Genomic DNA, 19,863 nt, shown 5'->3' with positions numbered 1-19,863 from the left:
GAAGTCATGATTCGAATATTTCGCAGCCATATTATCGATATTACAGGCATTTTTTTATTGGCCATTCTAGTTTATCTCATATCTTTCAGTTCAGGCCTTGATCTTTCTTTAGAAATTCCCGCCTCTCTACTAAACCTTAATGTTATTTTTATAAGTATTCTAATAGAAGCCCTGCCTTTTGTATTGATTGGTGTTTTAATAGCCGGGTTTATCCAGATATTTATTACAGAAGAACATATACAGAGGTGGATTCCGAAAAATAGAGCTGCAGCTGTAGTCATGAGCTGCGTAGTTGGGGCTCTATTTCCTGCCTGCGAATGCGGTATTGTCCCTATTATTCGCCGGCTCATTTCTAAAGGCGTACCTGTATATGCGGCAATTGGCTTCATGCTGACAGGGCCGCTAATTAATCCCATTGTAATTGCCTCTACATACATGGCTTTTGGAAACGATCTTAAAATGGCAGGTCTTAGAATGGGAATGGGTTTTTTAGTTGCCATTATCGTTGCTTTTGCAGTGAGCTTTAAATTTAAGTCAAATCAATTGAAGGATTCAATTCATTTAATCAATCAACATAGTAAAGCAAAAAAAACTTCATTCATAGACCAGGTTTGGTCCATGCTGACCCATTCCATTGATGAATTTTTTGATATGTCTAAATATTTAATTATAGGGGCTTTTTTAGCTTCAATTGTACAAGTCTATATGCCAGCAAAAGTATTCCTGCAAAGTGCCGATGACCCTGTTGTATCCTTGCTCATCATGATGGGTTTTGCCTATATTCTATCTCTATGTTCAGAAGCGGATGCCTTTATTGGAGCGTCCTTTAGCAGTATTTTTCCAAGGTCATCAATATTGGGCTTCCTTATTTTCGGACCAATGATTGATTTTAAAAATACCATTATGATGCTTAGTGTGTTTCGATTGAAGTTCGTCCTTGGAATATTAGCACTCACTGCTTCGGTTGTATTTATCACTTTGCTTATTTTTCAGAACGTTATTTAAGGGGGATTACGATGAAATTTCATTTTCAGCAGGCATTAAGGGCATTAATCCTGTTGGCTTTTTGTGGACTGATTTATCAACTTCACCATACAGGTGACATAACTAAATACATTAATCCAAAATACACTGGATTAAGCCAATCAGCATCGATTCTGTTCTTAATCTTGTTTTTTATTCAGATTACTAGAATTTGGACTTCAAAAAAAGAAACCGGGAATCATGATCATCATAGCCATTCATGCTGTCACAACAATCATGATCATGATTGCTCTCATGATCATGGAGATTCTCCGTTTACAGTAAAAAAACTGCTATCTTACTCAATAATCGTTTTTCCGTTAATGACAGGTTTTTTCTTGCCGGCTAAAACGCTCGATGCATCCATTGCTGATAAAAAAGGAGGACTAGCTATACTTGGGAATCAAAATAAAGAGGATGCCGGACAAGAAAATTTTGATAATATAGACGAAAGTTCAGCAGATGATTTTGAAGAATATTCCCTTGAGGATAATTTAGAAGATTTCGAGGAACAAATTGAACAAGACCCATCTGTTTATGAAGGTGAACAGGAGATTTCTAAGGAGGAATTTGAGCAATTAAAAAAGGAGTTAAATTCAAGCTCTGTTATAAAAATGGATGATTCCGTTTTTGGTTTGTACTACGAGGAAATCAGTAAAGATATCAATAAGTTTAAAGGCAGAGAAATTGAATTCCAGGGATTTGTTTATAAAGAAGAGGGATTAGATTCCAATCAGCTGGTCGTTTCAAGGTTTTTGATCACTCATTGCGTGGCGGATGCGAGTATGATTGGTTTTCTTTCAGAATTGGAGGATGCACCGAAACTTTATGATAATATGTGGATTAAAGTAACTGGGGTAATTGATACCGCAACCTATAATGGAGCAGAACTTCCACTTATTAAAATTAAAAAATGGGAAGAAATTGAGGAACCATTTATACCGTACCTTTACCCTATTAATATCAGGATACTATAAAAAACAACTTCTAAAAGAGACTTTGATTAGAGTCCCTTTTTTCTTTTCTTTAAAAAATAATTTATAATTAGTCAACTATCTGTAAAAATATACATACCTTATTTTTAGATAATGAATAGGTCTTCACTGCACTTTGATTAACTAGTCCTGCGGAAAACCTTTTTATATGGAGGTAATAATGGCAAATTCAATTTCCAGACAACATGAGTATCAATCAAAATTAAGTTTTAAAGAGACCCATATTGCAATTAAAAGCTGCAAAGATTATTTTGAAAGCAGCCTGTCAGAAAGCCTTAATTTATTAAAGGTATCAGCCCCCATAATCCTTAAAGAAGGAAAGGGATTAAATGATAATTTAAATGGTGTGGAACGGACTGTTTCTTTTGATGCTATCGATCTCAATGAAGAAAAAATTGAAATCGTTCAATCGCTTGCTAAATGGAAAAGAGTGGCACTAAGCGAATATGGATTTAACATTGGAGAAGGACTTTATACAGATATGCATGCGATTAGGCGGGATGAATCATTAGATTGCCTTCACTCCATTTATGTGGACCAATGGGATTGGGAAAAAGTCATTTCTCTGGAGAAGCGAAACTTAAGCACTTTAAAAGAAGAGGTTCAAAAGATATATAATGTCTTAAGAAAAACTGAAAAACATGTCCACCAGCTGTACCCTGAACTAAAACCCATGCTTCCTGAAAAGATTTTTTTCATTAGGTCAGAGGAGCTCGAATACTTATATCCAGATAAGGATCCAAAAGAAAGAGAGGATATCATTGCAAAAAAATATGGCGCTGTCTTCATCATGCAAATTGGAGGCCCAATGCCATCAGGAAAAAGCCATGACAGACGCTCTCCCGATTATGATGATTGGACATTAAATGGAGATATCATCCTATGGTACCCCTTATTAAATAGAGCAATAGAGTTGTCTTCAATGGGAATTAGGGTAGATAGAAGAGCCCTTTTAAAACAGCTGAGAATATCCAAAGATGAGCACCGCAAAACCCTTGACTACCACCAGGCTATTCTTAATGGAAGTTTACCTCATACAATTGGCGGCGGAATTGGCCAATCCCGCCTCTGTATGTTCCTGTTGAAAAAAGCCCATATTGGGGAGGTCCAGGCTTCCGTTTGGAACGAGACCATCATGAAAGAATGCAAGAAAAGGAATATATCACTTTTATAAGAAGAAAAAGGGCTTTCCTTTTATAGGAGTGCCCTTTTCATACATTCACCTATTTTAGCATTACAATTTGAAGCGAGAAACAACTACTTGCAGTTCTTCGGCAAGTCTTGCCAGCGAATCAGCAGATGAAGAGACTTCTTCCATTGTGGCAAGCTGCTCTTCTGTTGCTGCGGATGTTTCCTGTGAGGCAGCTGCATTTTCTTCGGATATCACTTTCACATTGGTAATCACTTCAATGATTTGACCACTCAGGGCTGAAAGCTCTTCGACAGAGGCAGAAACCTCCTCTACTTTGCTGGAAACATCCCCCATTGAATCGGCAATTTCTGAAAAGGCAACACTAGCTTCACTAGTATCTTCCAGCCCTTCCTTTACCTGCTCATTTCCCTTTTCCATTGCTTTAACTGCCTGCCGGGTTTCCTCCTGGATCAACCCAATCATTTCCTGAATTTGATCAGCAGATTGCTTGGAGCCTACAGCCAGTTTTCGGACTTCATCAGCCACGACAGAAAAGCCTCTTCCATGCTCCCCTGCTCTGGCTGCTTCAATAGCAGCATTGAGAGCAAGCAGATTTGTCTGCTCTGCAATATTAGTAATAAGCTCTACAATATTGCTGATTTCTTTGGAACGGGTTTCAAGTGTATGAATATACTGAGTGGCATTTCCCACAGAAGTATTTATTTCATTCATCTGCCTTACTACATTATCAACTGACTTTGTTCCTTTTTTTGTAAGCTGCTCTGTTTTTTCTGCTGCTTCAAGCATCTGCTCACTGCTGGAGGATATTTGCTGGATACCTAATGCTATTTCCTCTACTGTCGCAGAAACCTCGCGGAAACGGTGAAGCTGCTGTTCAATACCAAGGGCATTATTTTGCGAAATTTGAGCTACCTGTTCTGATGCAAGTGAACTTTGCTCAGCGCTGGCAGCTAACTCTTCGCTGCTTGTAGCCACTTGTGCAGAGGTATCTCTAACCTGGCTGACCACAGACCGCAAATCCTTTATTTAAGGATAAAATTAATTCCCCAATCTCATCGCTGTTTTTCACTTTTATATCTTCCTGGCTTAAATCTCCGCCTGCCACCTTATCAATCGTTGTAGCAGCCAAGTTAATCGGACGGGAAATTATCCTGCTGATATTATAAGCGATAAGCATTGCCGCAACAATTGCTGCAAGCGTAATGGCCAATACAAAAACCTGAACAAATTTAACATAGTCGGTTGTCTCAGCTATGCTTGCATTTAACTGTGATTCATAAAATTTTACTAGTTCATCCGCTTTTTGATTAAATTCCTGGCTTACTTGCTTGTCAGAAGTTTCAACTAATGACATATAGGCATTATTATCTTCCAATTTAAATTTAATTTCTTTATCAATAATGCTTTGGTAACGATTATGAAGAACTTCAAGCTCTTTAGACAGTTCTTTCTCCTCGTTTTGATCCGTTACTTTATGTAATTGTTCAATATGATGTTCCATTCTTTTTCTGGCACTTTCATAATCACTAAGATAAGTAGAATCCCCTGTCAATAAATAACCGCGAATCCCTCCTGCTTCATTCATCAGCTCAGCCTTTAAAGTCTTAACCAGAATAACTTCAGAGACATTCCCATCTATTAGTTTATTATAATTTCGATTAACGTTTCCAAGTTCGTAGTTAGAAAGGCCGGCCACTAATCCAAATAAAAAAAGGACTGATAAAAATCCTAGAATCAGCTTTTTTGCCACGGTAAATTTCATTAATCATCCTCATTCCCTGCTGTGATAGGAGTTTATACTTATAATTTAACATGAATACTCCTGGTAAGTCAGGTACTTTTTGGCTATTAAATCAATTATTTACAGAAAATTCTTCCCTTTTCGCTAATCTTCTCATTTTAGAACATAGAAAAAGCCGTTAATCCTGTTCACAGATTAACGGCAACTATGCAGACCAAAGATCTTTAGGGAGGAGATCTTCTATATTAGTGTATTAATTATTATTGAAATGGTGTGGACAAACCCCTCCGCTATTTTCTTATTTTTGATGCTTACCAGTGAAAAGTACCACAGATTAAAAGTGCACGATTGTTTTTAACCTTGCTTTTCCCTTCCTGCTAAAAGGCAAGACTCCAAATTGGCTGTGAATGCCTCTAAATCTTCAAAGCTTGAAATGTCTCTATCCAATAATGGCAGCATCAGTATTCTTTTATTGGAAAATACATCTTGAATTTCATTTAGGTATACTTTTTCGTTTTGCCGACGCTTCTCCATAAATTGCCCGTCTGCCTTTTCCGGAATTATTTTATTCACCGCCATAGTATGTACATGGATTTTATGCTGAGAAAGTGTATCAATCGCCTTTTTCGTCTCTATAATTGGGAGCCGTTCTGCATTCATTACAAATAAATATTCTGTTTGATCGTGATTAAGCAGGTAATCTCGTACCTTCATAAATCTATCTTTCCGTTCTATCAACTTTTCATAGATTGGATCTTCAACTGGTTCGCCGTCATTCATCCATTCTGCGTAATTTTTGTTTATTTTTTTCCGGCGATCCAATAGCCCGTCCATCCAGACTCCCATTAGCTCAGGAAGAGTCAGCAAGCGAATTGTATGACCAGTTGGAGCCGTATCAAACACAATGCTATCATATTGATGAATCGTTTCCAGAATAAGAGAAGTAAGCCGGTCAAACAAAGCAGCTTCCTCCGCCCCTGGAGATGCCGCAGCAAGGTCTATTTGTCTATGGACTTCATCCAGCATGGTCGATTTGACAAGCCCTTTGATATTATCTTTTACTCCATTGATATAACGGAATGTCTCCTTCTCTGAGTTAATTTCAAGAACATCCAGACCGGACCGGACAGATGTAATTTCTCCATCCAGATAGATTTGAAATAAATCTCCCGTATTATGTGCTGGATCAGTCGAAACAAGAAGGACCTTTTTTCCTTGCTTGGACAGCAGCAGTGCAAGTGCTGCAGAGGTTGTACTTTTTCCGACTCCTCCTTTACCGCCAACAAAATATATCTTCTTACTTAAAAGCTCCAACATTTATTCCCCTTTCTAACAGCAGCGGATTCCATCAAGCGGCGACTTTTCCATGCCCATCCGCAAATGCCAGTCGTGGAATCGCTCGATAATCATTGGGTACAGCTCCAGTGTGTAGTAAAACGCCGGGTTTGGAAGCCCGAGCATTTCGGAAAAACATAGAAGCATAAAAAGATCCTCTTCATCTCTTAATTCTCTGGCCAGTTCAGTCCTGTGCGGCTGTTTGAGGATTTCATCATAAAGGGAAATCGCTCTTTTCATCTTTTTCATTAGGCTCATGCTGCTGCTCCTTTCAAAATAACAATAGAGACCGGGTCACCCCGGCCTCCATAACTTTACATGTCCTGTGTCAAAGTTGGTGTATGATCTTTATTGAATGCGCTGAAGGCTTCTACAATGATCCAGAATACAAAGATTAGAATCATGCCGCCTAGAATAAAAAGCAGCATGTTGGCATCTGATGAACCGTAACCAGACCACTGGAATACAACTTGCTGAATCATAGCCCAGACGGTCATGAAGAATACGAATACCATCGGGACAAAAGTAACTAGGTAATTTCGTCCCTGGCGCTTCAGCCAGATGGAAATCAGCAATAAGCTGATGCCGGCTAGAAGCTGGTTGCTTGTGCCAAACAGCGGCCATAATAAATATCCGCCGGAGCCAAAACCATTAGGACCTTTTGGCAGCAGAACCAGTGCGGCACTGGAAGCCACAGCAATAGTTGTCGCCACATGGGTTTTGGTTAATGGCTTTAAATTGTATTCGCTTCCAATTTCAGCAATGATATAGCGCATCAAACGAACAGATGTATCAAGTGTCGTAGCTGCGAATGATACAACGATAACCGATACAATGGTGCTGGCAATGTCAGCAGGTATCCAAACCCCGGTTGCTAATTGGGCAGCCCCTTGAATGAAGACTCCTAAACCGCCGGAACTTGCTGCAGCAAAGCTCGAGTATGTGGATAAAAATTCACCCTGAGTAGAGAAGAATGTAACAACCGCAATAATTGCGATTAATGCAAGAACACCTTCTCCTACTGCGCCAAGATATCCGACAAACCGGGCATCTGTCTCTTTATCAAGCTGCTTGGAGGATGTTCCAGAAGAAACGAGGCCGTGGAAACCTGAAATCGCACCGCAAGCAATTGTTATAAATAATAAGGGAAACCATGAAATATCTGATGCAGCTGCATTTGTGGCCGGTGCTGTTACCTTCGGCTGCAGAAACACCAATCCAAGGTAAAGAATCAGCAAACCTACAACGAGCTGGTGGGAATTAATATAATCACGAGGCTGCAAAAGCTTCCATACCGGCAATGTCGATGCAATATAACAATAAACCATTAAAACAAGGATCCAGATGAAGAAAGCCATAGCCACACCATTCAACCCGAACAAAACATTGCTCTCTGCACCGCCAAAATAACTGACCAAATCAATTTGCAAGGCAGGAACACGGCTAGCCAAAACAGCTGTGCCATACATGACTGCCAATGCAATCAGCGATGGAACCAGCATGCTTGCTTTCCGCTTATAAACGGCATATCCAATCCAAATGGCCAGTGGAATTTGGATGAAGACAGGCAGCACGCTTGCCGGAAACTTGACAAATAAATTGGAAATAACCCAGGCAAAAACAGCGTTTACCATAAGTACAAGGACTAAAATAATAAATAAGAACAACATCTTCGCGCGCTTTCCAATTAGCCTATTAGTAATGGTACCGACCGATTGTCCTTTATTGCGCACCGAAAGTACCAAGGTGCCAAAATCATGGACACCGGCAGCAAACACCGTTCCCAAAATAACCCATAGGAACGCAGGCAGCCACCCCCAATAGACTGCGATTGCCGGGCCGACAATCGGCGCAGCACCTGCTACCGAGGTGAAATGATGCCCCCAAAGAACCTTCTTATTGGTTGGAACGAAATCGACACCGTCCTTAAATTGATGAGCAGGTGTTATATAATTCGGATCAAGCCTGTAAATCTTCTCAGCCACCCATTTTGAATAAAAACGGTAGCCTATGGCAAAAACAGTCATTCCTATGACAGCCAGCCAAATTGAATTCATAGGTAAATCCCTCCTTTTTAAGACCTGATATTACAATCTTATGATAAAAAAAGGATTCCTATTAGTCAATAAATTCAGAATTTTAATTCTCTGTGTTACTAAAAATTAATACGATTGGGTAGAATAAAAACAAAAAAGATTGGGGGATATCTTTATGGATAAAAAAATTATTAATTTAAAAACTGCTGTCTCTCATGAAAAAATTAACGAATTTATAGAAGCAATAACATTCACTAAAAACTTCCGGTCAGCCACTGCTGAGGAATGGTACCTCTTTCTTCCAGGCTTTCAAGATCCCCGTACTAAAGGGGCTGCCGGAAAAGCTATTATTCATTACAATCTATATGGTACAAAGGAAATTTTCATTAATACAACAATCATTTACGACGACCCCTGCCTCCATAAACCTGAAATGATGTACATCGTACAGGCCTTTTCCGAAGAAGTCATAAATAGACTCGTCGGTTACTCAGATACACTCCTATCTGTTCATGCCGGGGAAAATTCTTATGATACGGAATATTTGGATGGGGCGGATTATTGATGGTCGAACGTTAGTTTACATAAAAAAATTATGATGAATTAATACTCAATAGGAGATACCTTTCACACAATAAGAAAGGATCTTTTTTCATAGATTGTTGTTTTAGCTTACGGATGATACCCGTTGCTTTCCGCTGCAATCAACTCAATTGGTTAAATTTTGTCTTTTTAATGTTTTTATATTTACGATTAAAAAGACCTAACCTCATTATATAAGGTTAGGTCTTTACCTATTATTTACTTGAAACCAACTCAAATTGAAGATAGACATCTTTTAGTGCCGCCTGAATGGCCTGTCCGGCTTTCCCTCGGTAATGGCGCTGAACCTTTTCAATAAGTTCCTCAACCCCATCACCCAAACAATAACCTCTTAATAGCTGGCGAATATACTCCCTCCCATGCTCGGTTGCCAGTGTACATGACGAATCGACAATCACCCCATATTTAAAGTCTAATTCCAAAGTGATCGTAATGGAATCGTATAGATTTCTTGCAGCCATACCTTGTGGCAGTTTGGCATGCCCAGCTATAAAGTATGTGTTCATACTATCGTTCTCCTTTTTTTCACTCAAAGGTAAATGGGGTGATGTGCCGACTATATTGAATGCTATCCGTTTAACAACCGTTTGTTTTAATGGACAGAAACTTCTTCAAAAGGCCAAGCCGGCAATTGCTTTCGAAGCGGCTTATCCTCCCTGTAACCCAGAGTGTATTCTCCTTGCATAATGGTGTGAATTTCTCTTGTGCCTTCATAAATAACTGGAGCCTTGGAGTTTCTTAAGAAACGCTCTACTGGGTATTCATCAGAATAACCATATGCACCGTGGATTTGTACTGCATCATTGGCAGCTTCGAAGGCTGCATTGCATGAAATCCACTTAGCAAGGGAAGTTTCCTTTGTATTCCTTTTACCCTGGTTCTTTAGCCACCCTGCCTTAAAAACAAGCAATCTTGATATCTCTAAATTGGCACTCATATTAGCAATCATCTGCTGAACCAGCTGATGTTTTCCAATCTCTTTGCCAAAAGTTTTACGTTCGTGGCAGTATTTCAGGCTAGCTTCCAGACTTGCTTGGATTAATCCGACGGCTCCGGCTGCAACGGTAAATCTTCCATTATCCAGTGCAGACATGGCAATTTTAAATCCTTCCCCTTCTTCACCAAGCCTATTGGAAACCGGCACTCTGACATCTGACAAAAATACTTCACCAGTGTTTCCGGCGCGAATTCCCAGCTTGCCTTTAATTGCCTTTGATTCCACTCCAGGAAAATTACGTTCAACTATAAAGGCAGTTATCCCCTTGTGGCCTACATCGTGCTCCGTTTTAGCAAAAATGAGAAAGTTATCTGCTACATCACAAAGTGAAATCCAGGTTTTTGATCCATTTAAAATATAGGAGTCTCCATCCCGGATAGCTGTAGAATTCATGGCAGCAACATCTGATCCAGCATTAGGTTCAGTTAAGCCGAATGCCCCAATTTGTTTGCCCTGTGCTTGAGGCACTAAATATTTTTGTTTCTGTTCCTCTGAACCCCACTGCAGCAAAGTCATACTATTTAAGCCGGTATGGACAGAAACCGCTGTACGGTATGCAGTATCTCCCCGCTCTAATTCTTCACAGACAATAGCCAGTGTATTGTAGTCCATCCCTACACCGCCGTATTCCTCAGGGATACAAACACCCATCAATTGAAGCTCGGCTAATTTCTTTAAAATAGAAGGTTCAAAATGGCCTTGGCGGTCCCACTCTTGTATATTTGGTATGACTTCCTTGTCCACAAACTTTCTAACTAGCTTTTTTACACTCTGCTGTTCTTCAGTTAATTCGAAATTCATCATATTAATTCCTCCTAAATAATTTTATTTTGTTTAAATTTATTGATCTCGTCCGGCTGGTACCCAATTTGCTCCAAAATTGTTTCAGTATGCTCTCCATACATCGGCGGGTGGTGCCTCATCTTTACTGGTGTTTTGGTAAGTTTAATAGGAGAACCAGTTAATTTAAGATTCTCAATTACAGGATGTTCCATCTGAACAATCATTTCTCTCGCTTTCATTTGTGGATCATCAAACATTTCTCTTATTGTATTAATGGGACCATTAGGTATTCCTGCTGCATCCAAAATCTCTTTCCATTCTTTTTTTGTTTTTTTATAGAGCAGCTCTTCACAAATAGGAATCAGTTTTGCCTTATTCTCCAATCGGTTCTCATTATGAATGAACTCATCCATTTCAGCTAAATCCGGTCTGCCAAGAGCAGCTGCAAATCTTTTAAACTGTTCATCATTCCCAACTGCTACAACCAATTCACCATCCATTGCAGAAAACACCTGGTAAGGAACAATATTCGGGTGCTGGTTACCTAAACGTCCGGGTGTAATCCCACTGCATAAATAATTGCTAGCCACATTTATTAAAGATGAAACCTGGCAATCCATTAACGAGATATCAATTTCTTGCCCTTCTCCTGTCTGAGTGCGATGGTGCAACGCTGATAAGATCCCTATACATGTATAGAGCCCAGTAAGTACATCTGCTATGGCTACACCTACCTTCATTGGACTTCCATCTGGTTCCCCTGTAATACTCATAAGCCCGCTCATTGCCTGAATAATATAATCGTAGCCTGGCAGGTCCTTATATGGGCCGGTTGAACCAAATCCGGTAATGGAAGCCATAATGAGGGCGGGGTTCACCTCTTTTAAACTTTCGTATCCCAAACCCATTTTTTCCAGAGTTCCTGCTTTAAAGTTTTGAACGACGATATCACTTGAGGAGACAAGTCTCCGAAAAATTTCTTTTCCCTCTTCTGATTTTAGATTCAACGTGATGCTTTGCTTGTTGCGATTGGCGCATAAATAATAAGCGCTTTCTCCATTTACAAATGGCGGACCCCAGCCGCGTGTTTCATCTCCTGTTTTATAATGTTCTATTTTTATAACTTCTGCTCCCAGATCGCCAAGTATCATAGAGCAAAAAGGTCCGGCCAAGACGCGGGAGACATCAATAATCCGGATACCCTCTAGCGCACCGCTCATACTTTCACCTCTTACTTGTATTTAATAAACAAAAAGAGCCAGCAAAACATACAATGTCTTTAAACATTGAACGCTTCACTGACTCTTATCCATGGCTCGTCTTCCGGCAAGGAAGATCGAGTGAACACAGCCAATTTTAAAATATTCATTTCTAACTCAATTTCAAATTCAAATTCAAGCCGTACATGCAGCAGGGAAATTGCTGTCATCGGTCTGTTAAAACAATTATACTATATTTAATTGAATATTTCAATAATTATTTTATGAGTACCAGGCACCTATACCAATTGGCTTAACTGGTATAGGTGCCTGGTACCGGTTAAATTGCTTTTTTCAACATTCCCTCATACTGTTTCGAGGTTCTAAGTTCAATCGTTAATACACCATTCCCGAAATTGGCTTTTACCAGGAGCGGTACACCTGTTGTGTTTTCAAATCTGAAGTCTTTGCCTCCGTAGGAAACAGTTGCATCCCGCCCTTTGGGAACATAGCCTACGGTTACAGAATGATGGTGCTTTTCCACATAACTGACTCCAACTTTATCAACGGCATTGAATAAAGTCGAGGATGTCTGGCAGATCCCGCCGCCAATACCCATAACAAGCTTCCCATTAATCGCCTCTTCTGCTGGCTGATATCCATGGGCTTCGTCACTTGGCCCAACTGTTGTATTAAATGAAAAATGATCGCCGACACCAAGAATAATATTGTTGATTGCTTCTGCAGAAAGCTCGATGTTCTTCGTTCTGCCTGCCACTCCACTATTGAAATGGGTCGTATAAGATGCAACTACAACATCATCCAGGCCTGGGAGATCTTCAGGATTATATCCGCTTTCTGTTACATAAAGCGGTAGTTCGACATCTCCCCCGCTCACCGAGGATTCAAGGATTTTCTCAACTAATTCACTTTCTTCCAGAATGATCTCGGGCTGACCCTTTATGACCTTTCCGTCTGGCCCTATTTTATCCAGAATCATCCTTTGATCGTAGCCTAACTTCGTATCCGTACCCCTAGCAGTTTCTCTCGCCCACTTCTCAAGCTCTGCCTTATATTTCTCATCTTCTGATCCAAATCCCATCTCAGCTGGTTTAAAGGCTTTAAGAATCGCTTTTGTATTTGGGTCGATTACATTTACAGCAACTGGCTTTGCTTCTTTCTCCTTTTTCTCTTCTTTAGCTTGCTCTTCTAACTTAGCTTCTTTCCTGGCTTTTTCTTCTTCCTTTGCATTCTCTTCAGCTGCCTTTTCCTCTGTTTTTTTATCAACTGAAGTTTCTTCCGCACACCCAGCTAACCCTATTAAACTACCAATCAACAATAGTGAAAATCCCCATTTTCGCTTACTCATTTCTCCCCCAGCTTTTCTTTATATTCTTCCTTTATCTCTTTTTAGGAAGTCGTTTCCATTTTCTTATTGTATTCAAGGCAGGGAAAAGGTATTCCTGCATAACAGCTGCTCAGTTTGTACCTTTTTTCCTAAATTTAAAAGCGCCTGCATTTAAGCAGACGCTTTTATTATAATCCTCCACAGCCAGATGAATTTTCCGGCTGATTTTCAGTATGACTGGCTTCGTCTTTTGACACAGACTCCAACCCATACCCTGTTGAACTGATTTCCAGTATTCCTTCTGCTGTCTCACTTTCGAACGCTTTATCCTTGCTATCCAAATTGAACTTATCATTATCCCTTTTCATAAACAACCTCCAAAATTTCTTTGCCTACCCTTTCATTCCATGAAGCCATTCCTGGTAGCAATCTTTACAAAGAACTTCTTCCCTTTCATTATTAGCCACATCAAACGTAATCATATGCATTTGTTTTCCTTCAATCTCATCCGTGCAATAAAAACACTTTTCACCCATGATGTACCCTCCATTGTTGAAAGTGTTTTTATTTTGAAACCCCGGCAGCCTTTTTATACACAAAAAAGTACCAGGTACCTATACCAGCTGGTTTAAGTGGTATAGGTACCTGGTACCCGCTAGCTGCTTTTTTCCCTTCTATCAGTTTGGTCGTCGTATTTTATGACCCGGGCTATTTCTTCATTCATATGTTTATCGGAGTATTCAGTTCCGTATTTTGACATTGAGATCTTATAAAAAACAAATCCAAGGATAACCCAGGCAAATACGATTACCCATTCATATGGCCAAATAAGTGCTGAAGGCATGCCTGGCATATAAAGTATACTTACGCCCAATGACATAATAGCCGCGATCCATCCGATGGTTGAACCTCCTTGAAGACGAAATGGCCGATGCATATCAGGAGCTTTTTTACGTAAAATCACAAAAGAAAGCGCTACCATAAACCATGCTACAACTAACCCAAGTCCGCCTGCATCTACTAACCAAACTAACGCAGGTCTTCCAAGCAATGGAGCAGCTGTTGATAATACAGCAATTAATAAAATTGCTTTATGAGGGGTATTATATTTAGGGTGGAGTTCACCTAAAGATTTCGGCAGCATGCCTGCCCTTGCAAGCGCATAAATGGCTCTGCTTCCGCCAACATAAAATCCAATCCAGCTTGTTAAAATCCCGCCAATTCCTCCGAGAACAAGAATATTGCCCATCATTTGACTATTGAAAGCTTTTGCCATTGCGTCAGCTGTTACAAGATTGGATTCAGCAATTTCAGAAGGACTTAACACACGGGAGACACCGAAAATCACTGCAATATACCATACGATTGCAAGAATGACGGACACGATTAACAACTTTCCAATTTGTTTTTGTGGAAGCTTAATCTCTTCTGCTGCCTGTGGAATCACATCAAACCCAACAAACATAAAAGGAGTCATAATGACAACTGTTAAAATACCAGCCATTCCTTTTTCAAATAAAGGCTGCATATTTTGCCCGTTTCCTGAGAAAGAGCTGCCAGTTATTAATAATACACCAGCTATAAGAATTAATAATGTCAATATAAACATAGCAGCAGTTGAAAACTTGATTCCCCGATAATTAATCCACGCAATAAAGATTGAACCTATAATACCTACACCTGCCCAAGTGAGCGTTACATCCCAATCTGCTATTGTGTATAAGTAGCCTTTACTATAATTAGGAATTAAATACTCAAATACAGTCGGCAAAGCCACAGCTTCAAATGCTACAACAGAAACATAGCCTAAAATGATCGCCCATGTTGTGACAAAACTGGCAACCCTGCCCATGGCTTTAAAACTATATACATGTTCCCCTCCGGCCAAGGGAAGAGCCGATGCCAATTCTGCATATGTTAGTCCAACAAAAGTAACAAGCAAGCCACCTATAACAAAGGCAAGAATCGCACCAAGTGAACCTGCTTCCGTAATCCATAGTCCCGCTGTAACAACCCAGCCCCAGCCAATCATTGCCCCAAAAGCAAGAGCAAGGACATCCCTATTCCCAAGTGTTTTTATAAATCTGCTTTCACTCATTCATTTACCTCCACTCATTTTTAGATGACAACGTTTGAGAGCAAGTGAAAAATCAAAATATAATAAATATTCTGATATTTATGTCGAATCCAGTGCCTACTCAGATGAATAGGCACTGGATTCATAGTATATTAATCCTTACACACTCTGTAATCTTAAACTTTTTTCAACAACTTGAATCGCGTCTGAAAAGATCGATATCACTTTATCAATTTCTTCTTTCGTAATGATAAGCGGTGGTGATAGTGCAATTATATTTGTTCCGCCAAACGTAACAGATCGCACTATCAGTCCTCGGGAAAGACATTCTTCAACTAGCTTCTGTGCAGCCATATTCTCCGGTGCAAATGGAATCTCCTGCTCCCTATCCTCAAATAATTCAAAAGCCCCAATCAAACCTCTTGCCCGGGACTTTGTCACGGATTTATGCTTCTCTGTCAAATATTCAAATCCTTTGATTAGCTCTTTCTCCATCTTGCTTGCATGGGCTGGCAGATTTTCCTTTTCTATAATTTCGATATTTTTTAATGCAACCGCACAGGCAGTCGGATGACCGCTATAAGTGAAACCATGGAACAAAACATCATCTGATACTTCTGCGAGGCTGTCTCTTAATCGTTCAGTAATGGCAACCGCACCCAGAGGAATATAACCACTTGTAATTCCCTTTGCCATACACATGACATCAGGTACCACATTCCAATGGTCTACACCGAACATTTTTCCTGTTCGTCCAAAACCGCAGATAACTTCATCAGCTATCATTAAGATTCCATATTGATCACAAAGCTCACGAACAGCTTCTAAATAACCATTCGGAGGAATGATAACTCCCCCTGCCCCCTGTATCGGTTCAACGATTACAGCAGCAATCTTTTCGGGTCCTTCATTTTCAATAATTCCTCTTATGCTTCTTGAATAATCCGGATCATTTTTATCTCCTAATTCACAATTCGTTTTGTGAGCTGCCGCATGGAGAAAATCTGGCGCAAGCGAGGTTGTCATATTTTGAAATTGCTGAATTCCAGTTGCACTTGTGGCCCCCATTGTAATACCATGATAGGCACGCTCTAATCCGATAATCTTCTTTCTTTCCGGCTCTCCCTTCAACTTCCAATAATGTCTTATAAGCTTAAATGCAGTATCATTTGATTCGGATCCGCCGGAAGTAAAGAAAAACACATTCAAGTCACCAGGTGTTAGGCTTGCCAGCTTCTCAGACAGCTGAATAACCGTATCGTGCGAAAGATTATTAAAAGATGAACTATATGCAAGCTTGCCCATCTGTTGGCTGGCAGCCTCGCCAAGCTCTTTCCTTCCATGTCCTACATTGACATTCCACAAGGATGACAGCGCATCAATATAGCGATCTCCATTTACATCTGTTAAATATATCCCCTTCCCTTCAGTAAAAATTCGTTTCGGGCCGGTTTCCTGGTGCTGTCTCAACGAGGATGTTGGGTGTAAATAATGCTTTTTATCCAACTCTTGGAGTTTCTTGATTTGATCTTTATTAAACGTGGACATAAAGAATACCTCCTTATAATAGATGATTAATAAAAAAGTCCTTAAAAAGTATTCTGCAAGTTCTATGCCAAAAGTAGATATGTTCATTAGATGAAGAATCAATGATTCTTTAAATTCACTTTTGATGATTCCATGCATTACAAATAATGCACCCCTGCATTATTATATTCATTATTCTAAATATTATGAATTGTTGCTGTCTGCTTATTATGCTATTATTTCAATAACAGTTATTAGAACTTCATTTAAAAATGGAGGTGAATTGATGGAAGCAAGCGAGATTACACTTTACAAGACTTTAAATCATGAATTAGAAACGATTATTAATACCTGTTTTGATGAGATCTTCGTGACTGACGGCAATGGAAAAGTACTGCGTGTCAATCCGGCGGGTGAAGTATTTTATGGCATGAAAGCAAATGAAATAGTAGGAAAAAACACTGAAGAGCTTGCCAGAAAGGGACTGTTTTCCCCTTCGCTATTTCCTATCGTAAAAGAACGGAAGGAACGGGTATCTATGATTCAAAGAACAAGAACTGGCCATACAATCCATTGTATTGGGAACCCCTCCCTTGATGCTGAAGGAAATATTGACTTCATTATCTTTACTTCCAGAGACCTCACCGAAATCAGACAGCTTCGTGACAAGATTGAGCGGACCGAACATTTATTAGAGAGTTTCCAAGAAGAACTCGAAGAACTGCGGAGATTTCAAAATAAAGACCCGGAAGAATTTATCTCTTTTTCACCTAATATGCGTAAAATCGTGAAAATGGTAGATAAAATTGCGAAGGTAGATTCCACTGTTCTTGTTACAGGAAAATCTGGTGTTGGAAAAGGTGTAATCGTATCTTTAATACATAAAAAAAGCAATAGAAGTAAGCAGCCGTTTATCCATGTTAATTGTGGTGCAATACCAGAGTCTCTCATTGAATCCGAACTTTTTGGATACGAGTCCGGCGCTTTTACAGGAGCAAATAAAGAAGGGAAAAAGGGATTATTTGAGGAAGCTGATGGAGGCACTTTATTTTTGGACGAGATTGGTGAAATGCCCCTTAACCTGCAAGTTAAGCTTTTAAAAGCTCTCCAAGATAATGTAATTCAGCGGCTTGGGGGTACCAAACCAGTACATATCAATACAAGAATTATCGCTGCAACTAATAAGAACTTAGAATCAATGGTGGAGGAAGGTACATTTAGAGAAGATTTATACTACAGATTGAATGTCATACCCATTTATATTCCCCCATTAAGAACGAGGCAAGAGGATATTTCCTATTTAATGGATTATTTTTTAGATAAATTTAATAAAAAATACGGTTCATCCACCTATCTTTCTTTGGAAGCAGAGAATCAATTAATTAACTATAATTGGCCAGGAAATGTAAGAGAATTGGAAAACCTGATGGAACGCCTGGTCGTTACTGCTGATAAAAATGAAATCCAAATGATAGATTTGCCACAAAAGATCATAAACTCCAGAAATGATGACTCACAATATCTTATCCAGATCAATGACATATGCCCATTAAAACAAGCACATGAAGAATTGGAAGAACAATTAATCATTAAGGCTTATAAGAAATATAAAAGCTCCTATAAAGTTGGTGAGGCACTGGGAATAAATCAATCTACTGCTTTTAGAAAGATTCAAAAGTATATTAAGGATTAATGAGGTACAGCCTTAGATATTTAAAAATCTCCCGCTTTATAACCGGGAGATTTTTAAAGTTACATATTAATTCTATTAAGTCAGCGAGATTCTGCTTTTTCTTCTGAAGTTTGGATCGTTTTATCTTTAAGCAGTTCCTTAATTTTCGCCTCTTCATAGCCAAGCTTTCCCAAAATGTCTATCGTATCCTCCCCAAGCTTAGGCGGAGCTTGATTAATCTCTGCAGAAGAATTACTTAACTCGAAAGGCAGCCGCGGCAGCTTGAAGTCTTTGATACTTGTATGCGGGACATTCTTCCACATATTAATTGCTTCTGCTTGCTCATCCTCTACAACTTCTGAAATCTTTTTCACCTTTGAACTTGGTACTCCAGCCGCTGCCAAAAGTCCAACCCATTCATCAGCAGGCTTGGATTGAAGAATATTTTCAATAGCCACTCTTAAATTCTCACGGTTTTCAACTCGTTTGGGGTTAGTTTCATATCGCGGATCTGTGACCCATTCCTCTTTCCCAAGCACAGTGCATAAGCGCCTGAATAAGGAATTATTCGATATTCCAATCATAACAGGTGCATCGCTGGCATAAAAAGCCCCATATGGTGCAAAGGCAGTATGGCCGGCACCATTTTTCCTGGGTTCCTGTCCGGTTGCAAGCCAGGATAGCATATGGTAGCCCACCCAAAAGACACCTGTTTCATAAAGTGAAGTTGTGACCAATTGGCCCTCGCCTGTTTTTTCTTTATGAAGGAGTGCAGAGATAATACCAATTGCTCCCCACATCGCACTTCCCTGATCAAGAACCGAAACTGGCACCCTCGCAATCTCTGAACCTTCTGCTCCATTAATGCCAATAATGCCAGAATCTGCTTGGGCGATCGCATCATACCCTGATCTCTCACGCAAAGGTCCCTCCTGTCCATAAGCAGACAAGGAGCAATAAACAAGTGAAGGATTAATTTCTTTTAATTTCTCATATCCCAGTCCCATGTTTTCCGCTTTTTTATATCGGAAATTTTCAACAAATACATCAGCTTTTCCAACCAGATCATAAACAATTTTTCTGCCTTTCTCCTGCTTCAGATCTATAACAATAGAATTTTTATTTCGATTAATATGGAGAAAATATACGCCTTCTCCTTCCCAAAAGGGACCCATCCCCCTTGAGTCGTCTCCAGTAACCGGCCTTTCAATTTTAATGATTTCAGCACCTAAATCAGCGAGAATCATAGTTAAACTAGGTCCGGAAATGTTTGTAGTTACATCTACAACTGTTATACCTGTTAACGGTCCTGCCATTCTGGCTCCCCCTTTTTTAAGGAGAGGGCCCTTCTATTTAAGGCCCTCATTTCTGAAT

At 39.7% G+C, this 19,863-nt stretch carries 19 protein-coding genes; 5 read left to right on the top strand and 14 right to left on the bottom strand.

Translation table 11 applies throughout. The features are described from left to right. Positions 1-6 precede the first annotated feature (6 nt). From J7I93_RS16930 to asnA, 3 genes are all read left to right on the top strand, one after another. On the top strand, positions 7-1,005 hold the full coding sequence (locus J7I93_RS16930; RefSeq protein ID WP_214727086.1) for a permease: 999 nt from the start codon (positions 7-9) through the stop codon (positions 1,003-1,005). Positions 1,006-1,016: 11 nt separating this feature from the next. Continuing rightward, complete coding sequence (locus tag J7I93_RS16925) at positions 1,017-2,000, top strand: TIGR03943 family putative permease subunit (RefSeq protein WP_214727085.1); 984 nt, start codon at positions 1,017-1,019, stop codon at positions 1,998-2,000. Between the two features lie 178 nt (positions 2,001-2,178). Further along, positions 2,179-3,192 carry an aspartate--ammonia ligase gene (gene asnA / locus J7I93_RS16920; RefSeq protein ID WP_214727084.1) on the top strand — a complete coding sequence of 338 codons (1,014 nt, stop codon included), beginning with the start codon at positions 2,179-2,181 and terminating at the stop codon, positions 3,190-3,192. 60 nt (positions 3,193-3,252) lie between these two features. Here asnA and J7I93_RS16915 read toward each other — a convergent pair whose 3' ends face one another. The 5 genes from J7I93_RS16915 to J7I93_RS16895 form a co-directional block, all read right to left on the bottom strand. Further along, the gene (locus J7I93_RS16915; protein WP_251025880.1) at positions 3,253-3,957 is read right to left on the bottom strand and encodes a methyl-accepting chemotaxis protein; all 705 of its coding nucleotides are present in this window, start codon (positions 3,955-3,957) and stop codon (positions 3,253-3,255) included. 205 nt (positions 3,958-4,162) lie between these two features. Beyond that, positions 4,163-4,933 carry a CHASE3 domain-containing protein gene (locus J7I93_RS16910; RefSeq protein ID WP_214727081.1) on the bottom strand — a complete coding sequence of 257 codons (771 nt, stop codon included), beginning with the start codon at positions 4,931-4,933 and terminating at the stop codon, positions 4,163-4,165. A gap of 333 nt (positions 4,934-5,266) precedes the next feature. Continuing rightward, entirely contained in the window at positions 5,267-6,226 is a 960-nt protein-coding gene (locus J7I93_RS16905) for an ArsA family ATPase (RefSeq protein WP_214727113.1), read from the bottom strand. A 15-nt stretch (positions 6,227-6,241) separates the two neighbouring features. After that, positions 6,242-6,505: a cory-CC-star protein gene (locus J7I93_RS16900; RefSeq protein ID WP_214727079.1), complete on the bottom strand. Its 264-nt coding sequence runs from the start codon at positions 6,503-6,505 to the stop codon at positions 6,242-6,244. Between the two features lie 56 nt (positions 6,506-6,561). Continuing rightward, positions 6,562-8,304, bottom strand: coding sequence for a carbon starvation CstA family protein (locus tag J7I93_RS16895; protein ID WP_214727075.1), 1,743 nt, complete (start codon positions 8,302-8,304; stop codon positions 6,562-6,564). A gap of 154 nt (positions 8,305-8,458) precedes the next feature. Between J7I93_RS16895 and J7I93_RS16890 the strand changes: the two genes are divergently transcribed. Beyond that, entirely contained in the window at positions 8,459-8,848 is a 390-nt protein-coding gene (locus J7I93_RS16890) for a hypothetical protein (RefSeq protein ID WP_214727074.1), read from the top strand. Between the two features lie 232 nt (positions 8,849-9,080). Here J7I93_RS16890 and J7I93_RS16885 read toward each other — a convergent pair whose 3' ends face one another. From J7I93_RS16885 to J7I93_RS16850, 8 genes are all read right to left on the bottom strand, one after another. Further along, entirely contained in the window at positions 9,081-9,392 is a 312-nt protein-coding gene (locus J7I93_RS16885; protein WP_214727073.1) for a DUF3870 domain-containing protein, read from the bottom strand. A gap of 86 nt (positions 9,393-9,478) precedes the next feature. Next, positions 9,479-10,684: an acyl-CoA dehydrogenase family protein gene (locus tag J7I93_RS16880; protein WP_214727111.1), complete on the bottom strand. Its 1,206-nt coding sequence runs from the start codon at positions 10,682-10,684 to the stop codon at positions 9,479-9,481. 14 nt (positions 10,685-10,698) lie between these two features. Next, positions 10,699-11,886 carry a CaiB/BaiF CoA transferase family protein gene (locus J7I93_RS16875; protein WP_214727072.1) on the bottom strand — a complete coding sequence of 396 codons (1,188 nt, stop codon included), beginning with the start codon at positions 11,884-11,886 and terminating at the stop codon, positions 10,699-10,701. Between the two features lie 319 nt (positions 11,887-12,205). Further along, entirely contained in the window at positions 12,206-13,234 is a 1,029-nt protein-coding gene (locus tag J7I93_RS16870) for a VanW family protein (protein WP_214727071.1), read from the bottom strand. 167 nt (positions 13,235-13,401) lie between these two features. Further along, positions 13,402-13,581, bottom strand: a complete 180-nt coding sequence (locus J7I93_RS16865; protein WP_214727070.1) for a hypothetical protein — start codon at positions 13,579-13,581, stop codon at positions 13,402-13,404. A 24-nt stretch (positions 13,582-13,605) separates the two neighbouring features. Beyond that, on the bottom strand, positions 13,606-13,749 hold the full coding sequence (locus J7I93_RS16860; protein ID WP_214727068.1) for a hypothetical protein: 144 nt from the start codon (positions 13,747-13,749) through the stop codon (positions 13,606-13,608). 119 nt (positions 13,750-13,868) lie between these two features. Then, complete coding sequence (locus J7I93_RS16855) at positions 13,869-15,311, bottom strand: APC family permease (protein ID WP_214727066.1); 1,443 nt, start codon at positions 15,309-15,311, stop codon at positions 13,869-13,871. 138 nt (positions 15,312-15,449) lie between these two features. Then, positions 15,450-16,838: an aminotransferase family protein gene (locus J7I93_RS16850; protein WP_214727064.1), complete on the bottom strand. Its 1,389-nt coding sequence runs from the start codon at positions 16,836-16,838 to the stop codon at positions 15,450-15,452. Between the two features lie 265 nt (positions 16,839-17,103). On the opposite strand from J7I93_RS16850, the gene J7I93_RS16845 reads away from it, so the two are divergent. Further along, positions 17,104-18,510, top strand: a complete 1,407-nt coding sequence (locus J7I93_RS16845; protein ID WP_214727062.1) for a sigma-54 interaction domain-containing protein — start codon at positions 17,104-17,106, stop codon at positions 18,508-18,510. A gap of 80 nt (positions 18,511-18,590) precedes the next feature. Here the strand turns inward: J7I93_RS16845 and J7I93_RS16840 are convergent, their stop codons facing one another. After that, positions 18,591-19,805, bottom strand: coding sequence for a CaiB/BaiF CoA transferase family protein (locus J7I93_RS16840; RefSeq protein ID WP_214727060.1), 1,215 nt, complete (start codon positions 19,803-19,805; stop codon positions 18,591-18,593). Positions 19,806-19,863: the final 58 nt, after the last annotated feature.

It is taken from the genome of Bacillus sp. ISL-47 (genome assembly GCF_018613175.1).
Taxonomy (GTDB): Bacteria; Bacillota; Bacilli; order Bacillales; family Cytobacillaceae; genus Cytobacillus.
The sequence above is the reverse complement of the archived record's forward strand: the minus strand, read 5'-3'. Positions and strand labels throughout refer to the sequence as shown.